A 20,631-nucleotide genomic window follows, 5' to 3' on the forward strand; every position below is an offset into this window, starting at 1 on the left:
ATAGTACCCTCTATCGTCATTACTTCGTTGAATCGATCGCTTTCTTCCACTTATCATTTAATTCTTTTTCAATCCCATCGATCGGTTTTCCGGCAAAAATACTTTGTGCGGCTTTCTTCGGATCGAATTGTGCAGCAGCGCTCACTTTGGCATAGGCCTCATCTGTTCCGTAATAAACAAACGATTTAGAAGGATTAGCCGTTGTCCATTTGTTAAAGAACGGAAGATCCGAAGTGATGCCATTAACCGTGGAGAATTGCTGTACTTTATTAACTAAACCTGAGTAGACATCTTTGCTGAACATCCAGTCCATGAATGCTTTGGCTTCTTCGACGTTTTTGGTGTTTTTGTTAATACCGATGTTCATATCGGACATCATCATCGATGACAGATCGCTACTCGTCGACTCGCGGAAAGGAAGCGGGAACACACCCAGATCTTCATCCGTCTTCACTTTCCCCATATAGTCAGGATAGTACCATTGACCAAGTGCAATCATCGCCGACTTCTTCGCTTCGAAGGACTGTGTAGACTGGTCGAACGAAACAGACAGCGCATCAGGACCTGCGTATTTCTTATCGGCAATTACCTTAATCGCCTTACCTACTTTATCAAAGTTGCTGCCATCTCCAAATGGCGCAGGATTTTTGGCCAGGTTCGCCAAATAGCTCTCATCACCAGATAAAATATGCGGACCGAACTCCATCAATGGATAGAAGGTCCAATCATCTTTGGCGCCAATGGAAATTGGTGTGTATTTGCCATTTGTTTTGATCTTATCCATTGTAGTGATGAATTCTGGAAACGTTTTCGGAATTTCCAAGCCCAACTCTTTGAAGATACTTGGATGGAAATAAACAAATTCAGAGAACGAAATGAGCGGAAGACCCATTACTTTGCCATCAATTTTAGTTGGAAACTTGTTGTTCTTAGTCGCATTCAAATCATCCAGAGGCAGCAGTGCCTGCTTGTAAATTTGCATGTGGCTCGGCTTCAAATACATCAGATCCGGCAAATCGTTAGCCGCCAACCTAACCTTCAAGTATTGCCCTCCGTTGTCAGGCACCTTTTCCACTTCAACGGTTACATTCGGTTTTAGCTTGGAATACTCTTTCGCTTTCTCTGTCCAAAACTCAAAATCAGTCTTCGTGTCCCACATCGCGAGCTTCAGCTTCACCGGCTGAGCTGGCTTAGCCGTCTGCTCCGCTGCTTTCGTCGCTTCCGGCGCTGCGCTTGCCGGTGTTGATGCAGGCTTTGTACCGCCACATCCTGTCAAAGCCGTTATGGCCATTAAACTAACCAAAGCCAAAGAACTTGCCCATTTTCTCTTCTTCATCGCATTGACCCTCCACCTTTTATCGATTAGGTTGTTTGTACCTTGTATTTATCATAAACGATAGTTTAACGCAGCCGAATGATCGATTTTGCCCATTACTTGATCTATTTTGAACTACCGACTTTATTCTTCCTGGATGACCGGAAGAGTAATTTCCACCTTCGTGCCTGACGGTTCCAACCTCTTTATCGCTACACCATAGTCTTGTCCGTAATGCAGAACAATGCGATGATGCACGTTAAGAATTCCCATGCCACTGAACGTGTAATCCTGGTCAGGATCTTGCAGCTTCTCAATCTGCTCGTCCGGGATGCCAATGCCATCATCTGCGATGACAATGCAAAGCTGTTGGCCCACCTTGTGGATGGCAATCGTAATCGTTCCATTCGTTTCTTTACTAACCAAACCGTGCGTAATTGCATTTTCAAGAATCGGTTGAAGCAGCAGTTTCAAAACATAGAACGAGGTTGCTGATTCATCAACTTCCCATTTCACCTCAAACTTATTACCGTAACGTGTTTCCATAATGAAAATGTACTGTTTTAAGTTCTCCACTTCATCTGCAAGCAGCGTCAAGCTACCTCCCCGGTTGAAGGAGGAAGAAACCAAGCGGATCAGCGCCTGAGTCATATTGCGGATGTTGTCAACTCGGCTAATGATCGCCATCAGTTTAATGGAATTGAGTGTATTAATCAGAAAATGCGGATTAATTTGCGATTGCATCGCAGCGAATTCCGCTTTCTGCTTCGCTTTCTCCTGCTGTTCGGTCTGATTAATAAGCAGCTTGATTTGCTCCATCATATGGTTAAACGTGAGCCCCAGCGTGACCGTTTCGGCACTGCCGGAAGCCTCGATCTTCACATTGAGATTCCCGTCCATGACGCGCGACATTTTCACTACTAACACATGGATAGGCTTCATTAAATTATGAACAAGGTAAAAAGAAATGATCAGGAATACAACGATAACGACGAAAGTCGCGAAAAGGACTAATCGATAAATAGTGCTGTAATTAGCCATCAACTCGCTGTAAGGAATTTGGTATACGATCTTCCAGTTCGCAATGTCCACCGTTGCAAAGGCAACCATCATTTTCTGCCCATTGATCGTATCCACGAAGTTACCCTCGCGCTGCGAGTCGATGCGGTTGATTAGCGAAGTATCTATTCCTTGCTCGTTTGCCGGTAAGTTATAGCTGGAGGCAATAACGTCGCCATCCGTCGTTACAATGCGGAATGCCGATGATCCGCTGATTGGATTTTGCCACAGCATTTTCTCGAAATGATCCCGACTAAACACAAAATAAATGAAATCAATATTATGCAGCATTTGAAAATAGCTCGGCGCAATAGTGGTTACAATGCTCGTAGATTCCCGTGAATCGTATAGTGCACCTTTTTGTTTGCCAATGAAATGAACATGATCCTGTTCTGCGATCGTCGCCTTGTACCAATCCATTTTTCGTAAACTGTTATCATCTACATCCAAATCTTTTAAGTACGAATAGACGCCTCCGCCTTTATAAAAGAAATTGATCGACTGCACCCTTCCTGACATGGAAGAGCTGTATTTTCCTAGTGCTTTTGATAAAGAGATGAAGTAGGGCTGCCTCATATCCGTGGCTGTTTCGTGCAGCAAAGTCGCTGTCTCCAGCACCTCCGTATCCATGCCAACCGCTGCGGAAAAGTTGACGACATTGCTAATTTCCTGCTCAATCGAGTACGTCACCGCATGGAGTGTCTGGAGCGTTCGGTCGGTCGTTTGCTGCAGCAAGTCTCTTTTGTACACCTGAAGAATAGTAGCGCTAATTGTCAATATAGGCAGCACCACCATCGTAAACAGCAGAATATAGAGCGTAGTAGACGTTCGCCATGGTTTTCTGAATCGGTTCATCCGGACTCGACCTCGCATCACGTTATTAGGAAGGGATTACTTCCCGAGATGTAAAATATCATAGCACAATTTGTTTGGCACGCCAGTCTTTTCTTGCATGGAAGAAAGGTGATCCTTTTTCCAATATGAAAGGGCTGCCCCCAGAAAGCTAGGAGACAGCCCTTTATGTTTCATCAAACGACTTATTGGAGAATTTTACTCGCCACTAACGCAAGATCATCCAGACCGATTTCACCATCGCCGGTAACATCTGCTTGTTTGACTTGCTGCCAATCCGGACTGGAAGAAGTTTTGCCATAGTTTGCTGCGACAATAGCCAAATCGCCGATACTTACTTTATTATCGTGATTAATATCGCCTGGTATTCCTGGAATGACGTTCGTTATCTGAATGCTGACTGTTGAGTTGTCCACCTTCGCTTCTATACCTTTGTCATCCGAAAGCGTTGCATCAGATACAGAGATCGTACCTATCTTGGGTTGTGTTACAACTTTCGCTTTGAAAGTCAGTTCCAGAACCTGCGCGTTTCCAGTAACGGCATGCCCGGCTCCCTCACTGGCTACAATGAATCGAAGTTTGCCGGCTGTGTTCTTGACAGTCTCAATGAGGCTAATACCTGTAATCGATGACTTCGCTGATACGAATTCCATGGTGGCCGGATCGTAACTGACCGCAATGTCCTGCGCATACACGTTCTGCGTGACATTGCTCAATCCCAAACGTACCGTGAATGCCTGACCTGATAGGATCGTGCTTTCGGTAGATAATGTCGTTGCCGCATTGCGCACGACATCTCCAGGTTGAACGGTAATCTTACTATTCGCTGTAAAATTTCCATTGGCGGTCGTTACGGTTACATCAGCAGTACCTGCTTTGATGCCGGTAACAATCGTCTTGCCGTCCACGACTTCTACTTTCGCGACGGTTTCATCGCTGCTCGACCAAGAAACATTCTTATTCGTTGCATTACCCGGAAGTACGGTGGCAACCAACTCTGTGGTTAGCCCCTCTTTCAGGGTAACCTGCGTCTTATCTAATTGAACGCCAGTCACTGCTACCTCAGTCACACTAGGTACACGAAATACATTGATCTCTGCAGCTGAAGCAAAATTGCCCACAGTCTCAATTGCTTCCAGCCTCACATAAGATGCCGTCGTCTTAGCAAATACAATACTTTTCTCCCTGTCGTCACGAGCCCAGGTGCCGCTGGCAGTCTGTGTGAAATTGTCCCCGTCGGTGCTTACGTACACGTTATATTTGGTGATCGTACCATTCCCCGCACCCGATCTCGGCGTGTATTTGATTTGGTTCACTTCATAGCTGCCGCCAAGATTCAGCGTAATCGACTCAGGCAAATGCGCAGGAGACCATTTCGTATGCCAAATCGTAGATGAATCTCCATCGAGCGCGTTCACTGGGTCATCGCCCGGTTGGAAGCTCGACGCAGTTGCCGTCATGCCTGACTGCGGAATAAGCAAATTGGGTTCAAATACCGTAACCTTGCTTGTTGCGGATAATTGGCTGCCGTCTTTCGTCGTCGCTGTAATGGTGGCCGTACCTGATAGGAGTGCGGTTACCTTTCCAGTCTGGTCCACCGACACGACTTCAGGTTTGTCTGAGCTCCATTCCAGCGTCTTATTGAATGCATTGGCTGGTTCCACACGTGCATTGATTTGCGCAGTATTTCCTTTATTTACAGTTACTTCTTGTTCATTCATACTTATTTTGGTTATAAGGACTCCTTCGACAGGCACGATAGGTCCTTTGTCTTCGATACGAATGTTGTCTAAGACCAAAGTACCCGTTAATTCGACCTGATTGTTATCAAAGTTTTTGATAATCGCTAGGTAAGCGTCTTTTGCTCCATCTGTTGGGAACGTTAAATCTAATGTGCCTCTACCTGCATTTAATTTCTGGGAAGCAAGTTCGCGCACCGCTCCATTCTCATTGACGCGTAAGGCAACCGTGTACATATCTTGCGCATCCGAATTATAATCCATCGTCAAACGATACAAATTATCCTGCTTCAGGCGGAGCGTTTGCGGCAGTGTCCGCAACCATTCGCCCGTCCCTTCCTCATTTGTTTTTAGTGAATATTTATCATCCAACACATACGATTTCACTTGATTGCCGTTCGTCTCCACCAGATGAGTCCGGACTGGTCCTTGCTTCGAATATACAAAGGGTCCCCATCCCTCATCGACGTTCTCGAAGTCCTCGAAAAATACGGAGTCTCCCTTCTCTGTTATGGTCGGATTTTCCCAAACCCTCACATCGTCAAACGATACAGTTGCATTACCTTCTGCCACATTAAGGGATAGTGTCGCCTTGTCGCTTGCCGCATCGAACGATACTTTCAACCGTTGGAAGTTCGTATTAACATACTTATGCTGCTGCGCCAAAAACTTATGATTCGTGTCTTCCAAACTGTTAACTACCTCTTGATCTCCCTGCTTCACGCTGATTGTTGTTTTGCGTGTGCCGTCTACCTTAACCCAAACGGATGCCGTATACGTTTTGCTTGGCGTAAGTCCAGTAATGACTTGTTCAATCTTAGCATCGTTCGGTCCTTTCACCTGCAGCATATCTTCAGCGTTGCTGTTTTTTGCGAATACGATATGATCTGTATTCGTTGCTGTCGATGACTTTTTCCATACGTTGAACTTCTGGCTGTCAAAGCCCATGTCCTTGACCGGACTTCCGTCTCCCCACACCGTCTCCGCTTCTACCGGAGCTTGATCCTTGTAAAGCGCATATCCTATGCCTTTCTCCGCCGTCAATGTCACTTGACCGCCCGTCACCGGCACACTGCTTACAAGCTCTCGTCCTAGATCCGTCAGCTTATATAATTGTGCCGTCTGTACATGACTCCAAGATGCCGGAAGCGTCCAAGTCGTAGCGCCGCCCTTCGGATTCCAGTGATAGATTTTATCTTCCTTGACAGGATCCCATGGAATAAATACCGTGCTGTCGCTAATCTCGCTGCTATCTGTCATGATCGCCACATCATGGCCGTCTTTGGACAAATGAATGTTCCCGTCTTGACCGCGCGCCACAGAAACATTGCTTTCAAAATCGATGCGATCATTCGTCATTTTCATAATTGGGAAGTATTGCATGTATTTCGTCGGTAAATTGTGATCAAAGAACGCTTCTGTCGTTTTGTTATAGCTGTAAAATAAAGGATTGTTTTGCCAGTATCCAACGCCAACCTGCTTATTGCCTTTCAATAGAGGATTACTCATGAATCCATCCATCACATTGTTGCGAATAAAACGAATAATCGAGCTATTATTTCCTTGGTTTGGATAGCCTGGATCCGTACCCCAATGAACCCATGCGGCCTGCTCATGAAGCGGTCCAGCAAACTCGGTCCCCAGCATCCAACCGTTGCCGTTCACATATTCTGCGAGCTTCTTCGCATTCCAATCGACGCCAGCATATACGTCCACATAAACAAAGTCGAGGTTATCTCCCGTGTCGCTTTTCAGCATATCAAGACGTCGCTTCAATTCCCCTGACTCAACATCTTTCGTCTTATCCACATAATACGCCTGATCGAGCCAGCCCCATCCTTTGCTTAGGGGATTCACCATGTTTTCCATTTTCGTTTGGAAAGCGTCAAGCATGTATTCCGTCGCGTTGATATGAACGCCGCCCTTGATGTTGTACTTCTTGCCTTCGCTAAGTATAAAGTTGAAGTCTTCTTTGCCCCCTTGGCGAATACCGATATGGCCACCATAATCCGGATGGGAATCGTCATGTCCTTCGGCTTGATAGCCTTTGTGCAGAACAATCTGTCCGAAGCCGTCGGTCAAATGTGAAATTTTCTTCGCGTTATCAAACGTTCGCAAGAAAGGAGATGAGGTTGTGGAACCGATGTTCATCGCTATGTACGAAATGTTGTCGCGAATCATTTCGCTGCGGTAAGGCGCCTCAGCATGGTTGCGATAAGCGATCGCACCGTCCTGCCAGTCGACCGCGCTGTCATTGTTCGCATCCGGCGTAATAATGATCTTTGCCCATGGCAATGGCTCCGCCGCTATTTCCGGCTTCGTACTTCCGTGGTAGGTCCATGCGCCATTCGACATGGCTGCTTTCTTCGTGCCTGTCGTATCGTTAGCCACTTTCACACGAACCTTATCGTTTCCATTCACGACATTATTGACAATAGTCGCTGCGAGCACATCTGAGTTGAGGAACGCATACGTACGGCTTCCACTGGCATCCGTCGCTCCGCTTTTGAGATCGTTATATTCCTCGTTAATGATGTTCCAGCCGCCTGTCACAGATACGGCAGTCTCTTGTGCCTTAGGCTGTGTGGCTAGGACGGACACGAGATCGTGATTCGGAAACTCGATTGTTTTTACTTTCTCTGCACCTTTTTCCACGATGTTCGTCACATTGAAGTTCAGCACGTTGTTTTTCAGTTCGAGTTCCATTTCCAAATCTACATTAATGTCTGGAATTTGCAGCGTGTAGGCGGCTGTTTCTCCTTTACTTGCTGTTGCTGCCTTCTTGACGTAGGACGTCGCAGTCGGATAATAGGATTTTCCGTTGATTCTTACTTCATTGATTCCGTCTAATTGACCATTCATCTCGGCACCGCTGCTTTTCCAAACGTACTTCTTCACCCGTGGGAATTCCTTATCGATTTCAACAGTCAATTGGTCCGATGTAATCGTATCTGTGAGCGTAATTGGCTTAGGTTCGGGATTATTTGCCTTCACTTCCGTCAATTTCACATCGTCGATGAAGAAGGTTTTGTTGTCAAACCAGCTGCGAATTCCGATTTGGCCCGCTGCCGTCGGCAAGCTTGGCAAGGTCGTGCTGAAAACACTGACACCGTCGATCCACAGCTGCACACTATCATTCTCATAACGAAGCTTAAATGTATACTGTTTATTGGCTACAAAAGTCGAACCACTTGAATCGATGTTGCCGTAAGACTCAACCCCATTTTTCAGAACATCCCAGCCCCAACTGCTCGTATCGAATTGAATGACGCTATAATTGTTTTTATCCGCATAACGGAGAACTAATCCGAATCGCGTGGGCACTTGGTTGAACTTCAGCTTGACTTCATATTCGCCATTCGCATATTTCGGCGATTCCAGATCGGCGAGAATGACAGCCCCTTGCGTTACCGCTTTTACAGTGCCATTATCCGGTGTAAAAGCAGTTGCTCCTTTGGCAGCAGTCCATCCGCTTATATTGCCATCGTTGTAATCCCTAGCATAAACACCATTTTCTAAAGCATGAGTTGTTATCGAATTTATTGATAAGATACTTGCTTGTTCTTGCGTTTGATCTATAGCGAATGTGGTTGCTGCTGGTATGAAAGTTTGCAATCCCATGAACATGGTTAGCATCATGCCGGTCTGTTTGAGGTGTTTTTTCAATTTATATTTTCCTCCTAATTTCAAATGAGTTGATCTTCACAATCTGGATCAAAGCCCTGATAACAATCTCTTCATCACGACAGCCGATTCCGCTCTAGTAGCCTGCTCCTGAGGAGAGAAGGCATATTCCGTTCTACCATTCATCAAACCTGAGCCGATGACATATGTTACAGACTTTTTCGCCCAATCGCTGATTGCGTTTTCATCATTAAATTTGCTGACTGCACCCACAGTGAGGTCATCTGCTTTAACTCCCTTGGAGTAGGCTTTCGCCCTCATTAGCATGGCCGTCATTTCCTCACGGGTAATGTTACGCTCAGGAGCGAATTCACTGTCTGAAACCCCTTCAAGCAATCCTGCCGCATAGGCTTTCTTCACCGTACTCTCATACCAGGCGCCTGAAGAAACATCGGCAAACGGATTTTGCACGGCTGCGTCTTTCAGTTTTAATGCTTTGGCGATCAACGTAGCGAATTGCGCTCTAGTCACATTGTCGTCGGGTACGAAGTGATCATCATCCATACCTTCCACAATTCTTTGCGAAACCATTTGCATAATATCTGATTTGGCCCAATGACCGGATAAATCGCTGAAAATTTTGGTGAAATCCGTAGTCGCATTTACGGTAATTTGCTGATCCTTCAAGTTATGATCTATGATTTTCATGGTTGTCCACTTCACTGCTGACGTTCCGACCTTCTTTGCCTTAAACGTTACCGTACCAATTTCGACATCTCCCTTCTCGCCATCTACATTTCCGATTTTGGTATGGGCAATGGTAATTTCATTATTCTTGACGATTGGCGAAACCGAAAATCCTTTCATATGCGATTCCGCTTTAACAACTTCCAATTTCTCTGGATCGAAGCTGAATTTCGCCTCATAGGCAAACAAATCCTTGATGTTCTGTCCTTTCAGCGAAACGGTAAATTGTTCACTTGCAGATTCGGTATCCGAGGCTGTCATCGCAAAATCTGATGCTTTCTCCGCATGGACTGGAGCTAGCCACATGAATGAGCAAATCGAACAGATTAGTGTATTTATTATTGTTTTTCGATTCATTGATAATCACTCCCTCTATAGCTTCAAACTGCTGAGTCGTTCATCCACATCATTGAAAAGATCGAGGTAATATCGTAGAAAGAATCCTCACTTCATAAGTGCATGATACATTATGTATCATAAAAAGCGCATAATGGCGTTCCGTCTCTCTGTTCGTCGTTATTCACGTCAGCTAACTTTACATGCTGCCGAGCTGTGCGCACTATATCCTTACCATAATTACCTCCTTTTTCTTTCTTAACATCCAGATACAATTTGTATCGTTATCTTTCTTTCAATGGTAACCAATGTGAAAGCGCTTAAGAATGATCTTTTTTGTAGCTAAATTGATTTCTTTTGTACTTCATCGTTCGTTTTGGAACATATGCCTCCTCACACCCGGTTGATATAAACGCCAAAAGGCTATTTTGCAACTTAAAGTTGCAGATCGTATAACATATTGAGCCCATTTGCTGCAAAATCGACTATATCGGGCTCATTTGTTGTACATTCTGCAACATCTCCCCCAATCAGGGTTCTCACCTGCTAAGTTACTCAACCCTGGCCCGTTCTCTCTACGTTATACGACTTTCCTTTTTAAATCCCATTACCATTTCTCCCACAGATCAGAAAACAAAACATCAGGGGAGGTAGTAAGCTCATCTCCCCATCACCCAAAACAAATAATATCTTATAGAGCAAACAAAACCCGACCTCGTCCAAACGGACAAAGTCGGGTTCACATTTCTCAACAGTTATTAGGATTTACACTGTGCGATGGCTTGTAATAAAAGTTCCGCAAACACTACGTCAATCTTTTTGCCGGATTGTGCGCGAATGTGATTCTCTAGATCGTTCCAGTCATTTTTCTTTTGAATGTCATCCTCTTTCCGTTGAATCTTTTCTATCTTCGATAGCAAGCTGTTCACTATGCCCTGATTGGTGATCAAGCCTTGTTGATATGCGTAACGAACAGCTTCGTCCAAATGGTTGGCATCCATCCGTACTTTTAACAAGTATGCTGCGATAGTTTCGTTCCCTGCCGCATCAATCGCTTTCACATTCACCGCATGTTCGCCAATGCTGAACGATAACGGATTAAACGAATATGGGCGGCTTATAGGAACACCATCCAACTCAAGAGATTCGCTTGCCACGCCGCTCACCGGATCGGAGATATCGAATTGCAGGCTGCTTCCATCGGTCCAATAGACATCCATCGTAACGGTAGGAACGATGACGGGAGCCACCGTATCAATTTTGATTACAGCCGTTTTAGTCGTTTCTTGGTTTCCAGCATTATCGATGCTATAAAACTGGATTTGATGCATGCCCTCTTCAGCAACAACGATGTTGTTCCCTTCCACAAAGGCGCCACCATCCAAACTGTAAAACGACTTCTGCACGCCGCTGCCATCATCACTCGCCGTCAATGTCACCGATTGCGCAGTACGCTGCCAATCAGACTTCGCGTTAGTTGTCGTAACCGGCGCTGCTGTATCTTTCTTGAATGTGACAACATGCGTTTTGCCAAAAGATCCTGTGACCGTAATATTCAGCTTAAAGGAAGGCATCGTCTGCAGAACCGCAACCGTGTCATCGGCACGAACCACCGATAAGCCAGCCTTGTTCAGTTCAAGCGAAATCGTACTTTGCGTTTGCGTCGGATCGGATACAGCAACTGTCAATTCGCTGTCCGTTTCCTTCACCATCACGGATGCCGGATTTTGCGCAGAAATGAAATCAACCGATGCCGGATTCCAGAAATTCACCGCCGTAATACCTAGCTTTTTCTCTCTGACCGCATGTACGTCCGTTGTATTGCTCAGCACTTCAACATTAGGAGCGCTGCTATAAAGCGCTGTATCCGCTGAATTTTTATGAGGCAGCATGACATAGGAATAAGATGCATTCGATGGTGTTGCCCCGTGTTCAAAGGCCAAGCTTAAATAATTTCGCGTAACCGGGGTAGCCGATTGTCCGCTATTAATATCTTTCCAAGCGCCGGTTCTCGCTTCGCGCAAACCATACACATTAGAAGCTTCAGGGAAATAATATCCGATGTCGGTACCCGGCGCATTTCCGGCCAAGTGAGCCCACTTCACGTCACCCATCGTTTCCGACCAGCCGAGTTGGCTAGACTTTACGGTTCCGTTAATCGTGAGGGCATTATCTCCCGCATCGTTAAGCTTGCGGTTATCGATAATGGTCTCAACCGGCTGCGGTCCGGCTGTCGTGTTCGAAATACCGGATCCCAATGCGACGATTTCGTCATCGAACATAAACCATGACTTCTTGCCCTGCAGATTGCTTCCAGTCGATTGCGCAAGCGAGAAATCCATCCCCGCTGCACCATAAAGGTTATCGATGGACGATCCGCCAACCCATGTCTTCGGATTCATGTAACTTTTCCACTCGACAGGTGTCGTCCCTTTCCCAGATCCATCCGTTGTCGTGCCAGACAGTCGGAACGAATCTACAGTTGGCCAAAAATCATTGCGGTACTGGGTAAGATCCTGATCATATAAAAAAGTCATTCCAATGCCCGTATACCAGCCCTTCAAATTCTCGTTATTGCCCTTTTCAAAGGCAGAGATGCGGTTTGAGAACAGACTAAGCCCGAAACCATATCCTTCCCGTAAATGGACAACCCTATCCATGCCAGCAAACACTTGGTTTTTCAGCAGTTCTCCGCGAGGCTGGATCGAAGCATCATTCATCAATTTTTTGACTAGAGACAGCTCGTAAATCGGTAATCTTTCGTAGTAATTGACATATGTCGTGTCCGACTGAATCCATTCTTTGGCCATCCGCTTAATCGATAAAGCTACGTCCGCAGGCGCCCCCTCGGCTAAACCAAGCAAGGAAACAATCGTGGCTCTGGCGCTTCCCGAGCTTTGTCTGGAGATCCCTCTGCCGTTCACCATATCCATAAAGAGTCCTTTATAAATGACGGGTTCAAACGTATCCGATACCCAATCATAAACATGATTCACATTAGGATCCGTCACAGGCCATGGTGAACCATTCAGCAAAAACGTCATATCAGCCGCACGGCTGAGCCATACCGCACCGTACCCCGCTGTGTAGGCGATGTTGGTATGTTGAACTAGCGAACCATCCTTGTAAACACCGTCTCCATGATCCGCATAAATAAATTCCGGCCCGATGGAATCAAGCCCTTGCTTGATCTTCGCACTGCTATTTCCGATCACGCCACGCATCGTAACGACCAATGCTTTGTCGAGCAGATTAGCCCCAGTTTCCGTCACATTGTTGAGCGTTCTCTTCTTCGGATCCGGAGCGAAGCGATCGACGGCTTTGATATACTTGCTAATTAGTGCCGGTGTCAAATGATCGTACATTAACACAAGGGTATCGTTCAGAATTTGCGGTGCGCCGATTTCCCAATCCCACCAATTGCCGTACTCAGTTTTGGTTTCATTGTAACGGTTCGCATACATCCAGTCCAAAGCGCTGATGATGTCATCCCGCAATGCTGTATTCTGATACAGGCTTGAGCCTTGTAGCGAATAAGCGAGGGCCATGGCTTTCAGTCTGCCGAAAGCACTTGATATTTGAGCCGAATCCGTCGTGCTGGACAGATCGTTCCACAAATAAGTACGGCCCACAGCTTTGTTGAGCGTATCCCAATGCCCGGTCGTATTACCATTCGTAATACTTGCGGCTTGTGTTGAAAGGTAAGAGGCAATATCCGGATCAACCGTATTGTATGTGGTGCCGCCAGTCAATTTGCCATACCATTTCAGACGCAGCTCGCTGTACGATTGAATCGTTTCAGCAGATTCTACGTTAACAAGACATTGAGCTTTTAGCGTTCCATCTGGTGTCGAGACCATAATCGTTGCTGAACCTAACCCTTCTCCGGTTACTTTTCCATTACTGTCCACTGTTGCTACATTCGGATCACTGGAGCTCCAGACAACGGTTTTGTCCGCTGCGTTCGCTGGTGTGAACGTCGGTGTAATCGTTACCGATGCAGCTTTGGCCATGGAAAAAGCGGTTTGATCTAAAGAAATTCCTGTAATCCCGTCATATTCCTCCAAACTTATATCGTCAAACCATACTTTTCCTTTTCCCGTTTCAAGGAAAGGTTCAATGGTCAACTTCGTGACGCCCGCTGGTATGGTCATAAATACTTGCTGTAAAGTCCAATCCTTCGTACCTAGCAACTTGGCAGATGCAGGACCGTCTCCAACTTTACTCGTGTTATAGTATTGCGTTCTGAAATAAGCCCCTGCACCCGTTACGTTCTCGGTTTTCACCCACACTTTAAGTCTGTAAGATTTGCCGGCAGTTACCGTCGTAACGCTTTGACTCACAGATACTCGGCTTGTTGCGAAGGCATCAAACAAAATAGATTTGCTCCCTTCATGATACGTGGTTGGATCCAACATGACGTTCACTGTCTTATTCGGAGCTTTCCCGCTCCCGGTTGGAATCCATAACCCCCAGCCAACAGGAACAGGACTTGTGACACCGCTCCAGGCAGCATCCGTTGTTGTAGTTGTCTGCTCGAAGCCTCCGTTCGTCATCTGGTTCACCGCTGCAGCCTCTACCTTAAGGATAGCGTTTTCATAAAAGGGAATGTACGATCCAACCAGGCTGAAAATTAAACTGACAGCTAACAGCATACTTACTTTCCTCATTAACTTCACCTCGCTAGAAATTAATATAAAAACAATTAAAATGTAAGATATATAACGGGATTTGTATATCGACGATATTTGAGCCATATCGTTTTTTTATGAAAAGTGGAGAACAAAACCCGACGACGCCAATAAAAGGTCATAGTCGGGTCTGAGATGCTGCAATTACTTCTTGTTCTTTTCTTTAAAGAAGTCACTCGTTTCTTTTACGTGCTGCTGGAAGCTTGGGTCGTCTTTGTATGTTTTCACAAATTTATCCCAATCTTCTATTGAATTCTTGCCGATAATCACGTTAGTGAGCATGTCGTTAAGCTTCTTGTTCCAGTCCGCACCCTTCTCTTTAAACGGGGCTGAATTCATCAAGCCATAAGTAGGATCCGGGATGGAGCTAATCGAGTCAACCAACTTTTTATTTGCCTCAAATACGTCGCTTGGGATACCAGATACTTTCGCTCTAAGGTATTTATCAAAAGTACCCGTCACCCATTGGCCGGTCGTATCGCCCGAATATCCTTTTTTCTTGCCTTCTTCCGTTTGCTCGACAAATCCGTCAGGCTTTAATTTGTAATCAACGTCCTGAATACCGTAAACAGCCAGGTTGTAACCTTCTAAAGAAGCTGTGTAATCGTAAACTTCAAGAATTTTCTTCAGCTTCGCCTCGTCCACTGATTTCTTATTGATCAGGAATTGACCGTAAAATCCGCTCGCTTGCTCATAATAGGCTTTGCCGTCCGCCGCTTTCGGAAGCTCAAAAGCAACCAGATTTGCCTTAGGATTCGTTTTTTGCAGCTCAACATTGTATTTGTAGGCATCAACAACGTTAGCGATTGCAAGTCCTGCCTTCCCTTGCACGAGCATGTCTTTGATTTGTGCTGTCTTGAGCACTGGGAAGTCAGGTAATATACCGCCTGATTTGTAAACTTTGTTCCAATTGATTAGCGCCTCTCTCGCTTGCGGCGTCCACCAATATGGCGTCAGGCTGCCATTCTCTTCCTTCCACTTTGTTCCTGTTCCGAAAAGCGACAACAAATAACTAGACGGTCCAGGAGATCCAGGAAATACAGCCCCGTATGTGTCGGCAGTGCCATTGCCGTCCGGATCTTTCTTCGCAAATGCTTCAAGCACATTGTAAAGCTCATCCATTGTTTTCGGTGGCTGCAAGCCGAGCTTATCCAGCCAATCTTTGCGAATTAGCAGCGATTCATGACCGTCCAGCGGTCTAACGCGTGGCAGCGAGTAGAGCTTTCCTTTGAGCGACGCGTTCTTGTACACGTTCTCCGGATATTTGGCCAAATTCGGGTAATTTTTAACATAATCCGTTAATTCCCAGAAAGCGCCTTGATCGATAGCATTCAAGAAGGCAGGCGTTGAATTGAAGTCCTCAATGAAGAGCACATCCGGCAAATCTCTGGACGCGAGCAGTGCATTTAGTTTCTCCGAAATTTGAGCGGATGGAATCCAACTCAGCTTCAGGTTGACATTTAATTTCTCATTCAGCTTTTTAACCGCTTCCAGTTCGCCCGTTGGAGCTGCAGCGAAAGCCAGCGTCGTAATCGAAATATCCGTCGGTTTCGCAGGTTTGCTGCTTGCTGTGCTGCCTGCCTTTTGACCTTCATTCGATGCGCTGCCGCAAGCCGCCAAAGATGCTGTAAGTGCAGCCGCTGTCATAACAACGGCCAATTTTTTTACCATTGGTTTCATGTGTGGACCTCCCAGGAATAATATCTTTATGCTTACCTCTTCTGCTGTGCGTTTAAGCCAGCATCACCCCTTTCAGAGTTATCACAGTTATCCTTTTACGGAGCCAACCATCATGCCTTTGACAAAATATTTTTGCAGAAACGGATAGACGATGACGATCGGAAGCGAAGAAATAACGACTGCGGCCATTTTGATTACCTGCGGTGGCACCGTCTGCTCACTCTCCAGCATTGCAGCAATGGACGGGTCCGCCATTTGCGAAGCAGAAACCAGCATCATTTGCAGCAGAACCTGCAGCGGTCTGAGCGTGTCTGTGTTAATGTAGAGAACTCCACTGAAGTACGTATTCCAGTAAGCTACAGCATAAAACAAGCCGAATGCCGCAAGCGCTGAAACGGATACAGGCAGCATGATGCGGATAAAGACGCCAATATCCGAGCAGCCGTCGATTTTGGCCGCTTCCTCCAATTCATCTGGTATTTCCTGATAAAAGTTTTTCATTAGAAAGACATACCACGCGCTAGTCAAAGCGGGCAGTATGAGCGCCCAAACCGTATCCATTAAGCCAAGACTATCCACAAGTAAATAATTTGGAATCATACCCGGATTAAAAAGCATGGTCAGCAAAATCGCGACCAAGAAAAATTTCTTTCCTTTCAACCTTTTACGCGATAGGACATAAGCGAGTGCACTCGTAACGATTAGGCTCAAGACAGTACCGAAGACCGCCAAAAATCCACTGACTCCCATAGCTTTCACGAACGCGTTTGTCGAAAAAATAAATTCGTAAGCCGAGAGACTCCATGTTTGTGGAATTAATACGATTGACTTGCTCATGTACTCTGTCGGGTCGGTAAAAGATACAAGTATGACATACAGAAATGGGAGCAAAGTCACAAGCGCAAAAATCGTTAGCACAGCGTAGTTGATCGCAGTAAAGAATTTCACGCCAAAGCTTCTATTCATGTTAGTAGAGTCCCTCCTCTCCGAATTTTTTGGCTAAGCGGTTGGACATTACAACAAGGATTAGTCCTACCACCGATTTGAAAAGTCCGGCAACCGTCGCATAACCGAATCTTCCTTGCTGAATACCGACGCGATACGCATAGGTATCGAAAACATCGGCCAGATGCGCGACTGGTCCACTCATCATCAAGTAAATTTGTTCAAAGCCTACGTCCATAACTTGCCCCAAGCGCAGAATGAGCAGGACAATGATCGTGCTTTTAATACCGGGAAGCGTCACATTCATCGCTTGCTGCCAACGACTAGCACCGTCGATTTGCGCAGCTTCATATAGCTCTGAGTTAATGCCAGCAAGTGCGGCAAGGAAAATGATTGTCCCCCAACCGGCTTCTTTCCAGATGCTTTGAGCTGTCAGCATAGCCCAGAATAAGTTCGGTTCCGTCATGAACTCGATCTTTTGTCCCCCGGACTCGGCGATCAGTTGGTTAATGACTCCGCTGCCTTGACCGAAAATCAGAAAGCAAATCCCAACAATAATGACCCAGGAAAGAAAGTGCGGCAAGTAAATGACCGTTTGTACGATTTTTTTGAAAGCGAGCTTACGCACCTCATTCAGCAGCAGTGCCACTACGATTGGAATCGGGAAGAAGAAAAAGATGTTCAACAAGCTGATCGCCATCGTATTTCGGAACAATTGCATAAAATCGGGATTGGTGAAAAACTCGTTGAAGTATTTCAGGCCCACCCACTCACTGTCCCAAAAGCCTAAATAAGGTGAATAGTTTTGAAAGGCTAGCAGAAGTCCCCACAATGGGAAATATTTAAATAATAGGAAAAATAATAATCCAGGCGCTGCCATTGCATATAGATATTTGTCACGCTTTATCGCGACGGCCCATTCTTGCACCCACGAGCCTTTTACTCGAATTGCCTTTTCCACTCCAGCTGGTGCCGCTGTCTGGAGCGTTTCCAATCGACTTTGCGACAACTTCCTCACCTCTCGTTCATGTAATTAGCATCTCGCTGCTTTGCATGAACAGATCGTACACTGATCACAGCTTTCCGGACAATGACCAATTCTTGTAGTCTGCAACGACGGAGGCAAAAAAAGAGAAACCCCGCAGTAAAGGGGTTCCTCCAAAGATTTATACACTTTTCTTGCCTTAGAACATGCCTGCGGAACAAAATATGTGCATGCTAACTATCACTGTCGGTTCCCCGGTATTGACCCGGCGTAACGCCGATGTGCTTTTTGAATACGCGTATAAAGTTTTTCGTCTGGTAGCCGACTCTTTCGGCAATATCCGAAACTGATAAATCCGTCGTTCGCAGCAGCTCGATGGACCTCTCAATCCTGATCTTCGTCAAATATTCGATAAATGAGACATCCATCGTCTTTTTAAACAGCTTGCTTAAATAATGGGAACTCAAACCGCAGATTTGCGCGCATTGATCAAGCGATAGATCAAAGTGGTAGTTGTCCTCGATGTAGCGGACGACCTTTTGGATTAACTGTTCATGCTCCTGGTGCTGTTTGCCATGTACATAAGCAACAATCGGATCGACCATTTGCACCTTGAACCATTCGTTCAATTCACGAATCGTGCTGATCTTGCGGATTTGCCCGTAAGGATCGGCTTCCGCTTCTCCAGACAATTGGGCCGAATCGAGACCCAGCAAGTATGCAGTACGAATAGCAGCGGTTAGCAGCCGATAATACGACATTTGTATCAGTTCAGGCTTTTGGACGTTATCACTCATCGACTTGGCGAATTCGGCCAACATCCGCTCCGCTTCTTCCTGATCGCCTAACTGAAGGGAATGTTCGAAGTGGGTTTCGATTTCGAGCGGATAGCGGTAATGAAGTTCGGATGCGCCGCCACCGCCCGAGTGTGTGATCACCTGATTACCACCAACGATGATGCGAGAGCGCACGGACAGAACAGCCTCTTCATAAAGTTCGGGCAGATCTGTGATACTTTCGCTCTGTCCACTCAAACCGATTGTCACTGGAAGACGTAGATAATCGGACACCAGCATTCTTAGGCGTTCTGCAAACAATTTAACCTCTGTCTGCCGCTCATCTGTCTGCTCGGGGTCACGGAACAGCCATACGGCGACCTGATCATTCAGCAGATTGATGATGATACCCTCCATCTCCTGCGATTGCAGCAGTTCACCGACAATATTTTTCAAGGCAAAGACGATCAAATCGCGGTCATTTTCCTGAAAACGCGAACCACTATCCTGCGGTGGGTCGCATGTGATGACGAAGACACTGTTTTCCTGCCCTGCAGGCACGTTATATCTTCGTAACATGCCCTCCAATTGATCCCCAGAGTAGTGGAGAAACCGTCCCTGCAAAAGCTGCAGCGCGAAAATTTCACGAACTAAGGGCAATTGATCGCTTAGCTGCTGCTGCAGTTGATTGGCCGTGCTGCTCAGTTCACCCCATCGTTTGCGTACGAAGCCAACCTCGTCCGTTTCCGAGTCAAGTACCTGTCCGCCTTTCAAATGGGCCACGAGGTTCTCGATCGGTCGATAGACACGCCGTGTGCCCCATAATGCGATTAAAATGCCCAGTACAAGACAAACTGCAATGATCGTTAGCGTAATCATGGCAATGCCTTTCGATTTGGCGTTCAATTCATTGACCGGCACCATGTTAATATACTGCCATTTGTTATAAGAGGAAGTAATCGGCGTCACCATGTAATCCGTATCTTGAAAAGTGAAAGTAAAGCGCTGCTCTGATCGCTTTTGAGCAATAAGCTCGAATAAGCCTTCTGGAACGCTATTCCCGCCGCTTGAAGTCACAAGGTTGCCCGTTGCGTTTAAGATGAACATGAGCTCGCCGCTATAGCTGACGAATCGGCTCATAATGTTTTGAAAGAGTGTCTCATCGATACGTATAAACAAAAGTCCAGTCGGATTTTTGGCTAATAGCGGCACCTTAGATATCAGGGTTACGCCGTTCAGATTATAACCGGGTAAATACGGAATCGGCCCCGTGACCCATCTGATCTGGTTATCGGATGCAAGTTCTTTCAGCAGCTCCTCGCGTTCTTTGTCTTCAGTGATTCTGCGGCCACCGTAGATTGGAGAAATTAAATAACCCTCGTCCGGTACGTAAATTGCAACATCGCTTACTTCTTTGTTTCCATTTTGCAGCGCAGATAACTCTCGTGAAATGCCAGAATAAAAGCCTGTATAGTTCGTGCTTTTCAGCTCCGTCAAATTCGAGCTAAAAAAAGTGCCCAGCAGCATTTGAATCGCATTGTTTTGTATCCGATCCAATGTGGAATCGATACTCGAGGACACGTTATTCAAAATGCGGACATTTGATTGGTTAACTTCACTCTGCACGACTGAAGCCGAAAACAAATAGCTTCCTATTCCAACGGCTACTACCGGAATGACAGCTATGAATAAAGACAAGGTAACCATATTGCGAAAAATCGTTTTACGCTGAAATAAGCGCTTCCAACTATCCTTAAACCATCTACGCATTGCGAACACCTCATCAACAGATTCATGAGCATTGTAATCGGTTGCTGGAATAAAATCAACCGGGAAAGCCCTTTTTGATGCGGGGCAAGCGCCTAACTCGCCGATCAGACAT

The 20,631-nt window shown here is 46.0% G+C and carries 9 protein-coding genes; all 9 read right to left on the reverse strand.

The genetic code is table 11. From position 1 onward, the window contains the following. Positions 1 to 19: 19 nt before the first annotated feature. Positions 20 to 1,336 (reverse strand): extracellular solute-binding protein, encoded by a 1,317-nt coding sequence (locus tag GC102_RS34270; protein WP_171693479.1) that lies wholly within the window; start codon positions 1,334 to 1,336, stop codon positions 20 to 22. A gap of 123 nt (positions 1,337 to 1,459) precedes the next feature. After that, complete coding sequence (locus GC102_RS34275) at positions 1,460 to 3,229, reverse strand: cache domain-containing sensor histidine kinase (RefSeq protein WP_171693480.1); 1,770 nt, start codon at positions 3,227 to 3,229, stop codon at positions 1,460 to 1,462. 182 nt (positions 3,230 to 3,411) lie between these two features. Then, entirely contained in the window at positions 3,412 to 8,631 is a 5,220-nt protein-coding gene (locus GC102_RS34280) for an endo-alpha-N-acetylgalactosaminidase family protein (RefSeq protein ID WP_171693481.1), read from the reverse strand. A gap of 48 nt (positions 8,632 to 8,679) precedes the next feature. Next, the gene (locus GC102_RS34285) at positions 8,680 to 9,693 is read right to left on the reverse strand and encodes an S-layer homology domain-containing protein (RefSeq protein WP_171693482.1); all 1,014 of its coding nucleotides are present in this window, start codon (positions 9,691 to 9,693) and stop codon (positions 8,680 to 8,682) included. A gap of 737 nt (positions 9,694 to 10,430) precedes the next feature. Next, positions 10,431 to 14,342 (reverse strand): polysaccharide lyase family 8 super-sandwich domain-containing protein, encoded by a 3,912-nt coding sequence (locus GC102_RS34290; protein ID WP_171693483.1) that lies wholly within the window; start codon positions 14,340 to 14,342, stop codon positions 10,431 to 10,433. Between the two features lie 165 nt (positions 14,343 to 14,507). After that, entirely contained in the window at positions 14,508 to 16,043 is a 1,536-nt protein-coding gene (locus tag GC102_RS34295; protein WP_171693484.1) for an extracellular solute-binding protein, read from the reverse strand. Positions 16,044 to 16,130: 87 nt separating this feature from the next. Then, the gene (locus GC102_RS34300) at positions 16,131 to 17,009 is read right to left on the reverse strand and encodes a carbohydrate ABC transporter permease (protein ID WP_057305446.1); all 879 of its coding nucleotides are present in this window, start codon (positions 17,007 to 17,009) and stop codon (positions 16,131 to 16,133) included. Position 17,010: 1 nt separating this feature from the next. After that, positions 17,011 to 17,997, reverse strand: a complete 987-nt coding sequence (locus GC102_RS34305; RefSeq protein ID WP_246321279.1) for an ABC transporter permease — start codon at positions 17,995 to 17,997, stop codon at positions 17,011 to 17,013. 209 nt (positions 17,998 to 18,206) lie between these two features. After that, positions 18,207 to 20,519: an AraC family transcriptional regulator gene (locus GC102_RS34310; protein WP_171693485.1), complete on the reverse strand. Its 2,313-nt coding sequence runs from the start codon at positions 20,517 to 20,519 to the stop codon at positions 18,207 to 18,209. Positions 20,520 to 20,631: the final 112 nt, after the last annotated feature.

This window comes from Paenibacillus germinis, from assembly GCF_013141785.1.
In the GTDB taxonomy this organism is placed as follows: domain Bacteria; phylum Bacillota; class Bacilli; order Paenibacillales; family NBRC-103111; genus Paenibacillus_E; species Paenibacillus_E phytorum.

Coding starts and splice junctions, on each gene's coding strand:
- GC102_RS34270 (WP_171693479.1), bottom strand. CDS start 1,336: ATGAAGAAGAGAAAATGGGCAAGTTCTTTGGCTTTGGTTAGTTTAATG.
- GC102_RS34275 (WP_171693480.1), bottom strand. CDS start 3,229: ATGAACCGATTCAGAAAACCATGGCGAACGTCTACTACGCTCTATATT.
- GC102_RS34285 (WP_171693482.1), bottom strand. CDS start 9,693: ATGAATCGAAAAACAATAATAAATACACTAATCTGTTCGATTTGCTCA.
- GC102_RS34290 (WP_171693483.1), bottom strand. CDS start 14,342: ATGAGGAAAGTAAGTATGCTGTTAGCTGTCAGTTTAATTTTCAGCCTG.
- GC102_RS34295 (WP_171693484.1), bottom strand. CDS start 16,043: ATGAAACCAATGGTAAAAAAATTGGCCGTTGTTATGACAGCGGCTGCA.
- GC102_RS34300 (WP_057305446.1), bottom strand. CDS start 17,009: ATGAATAGAAGCTTTGGCGTGAAATTCTTTACTGCGATCAACTACGCT.
- GC102_RS34310 (WP_171693485.1), bottom strand. CDS start 20,519: ATGCGTAGATGGTTTAAGGATAGTTGGAAGCGCTTATTTCAGCGTAAA.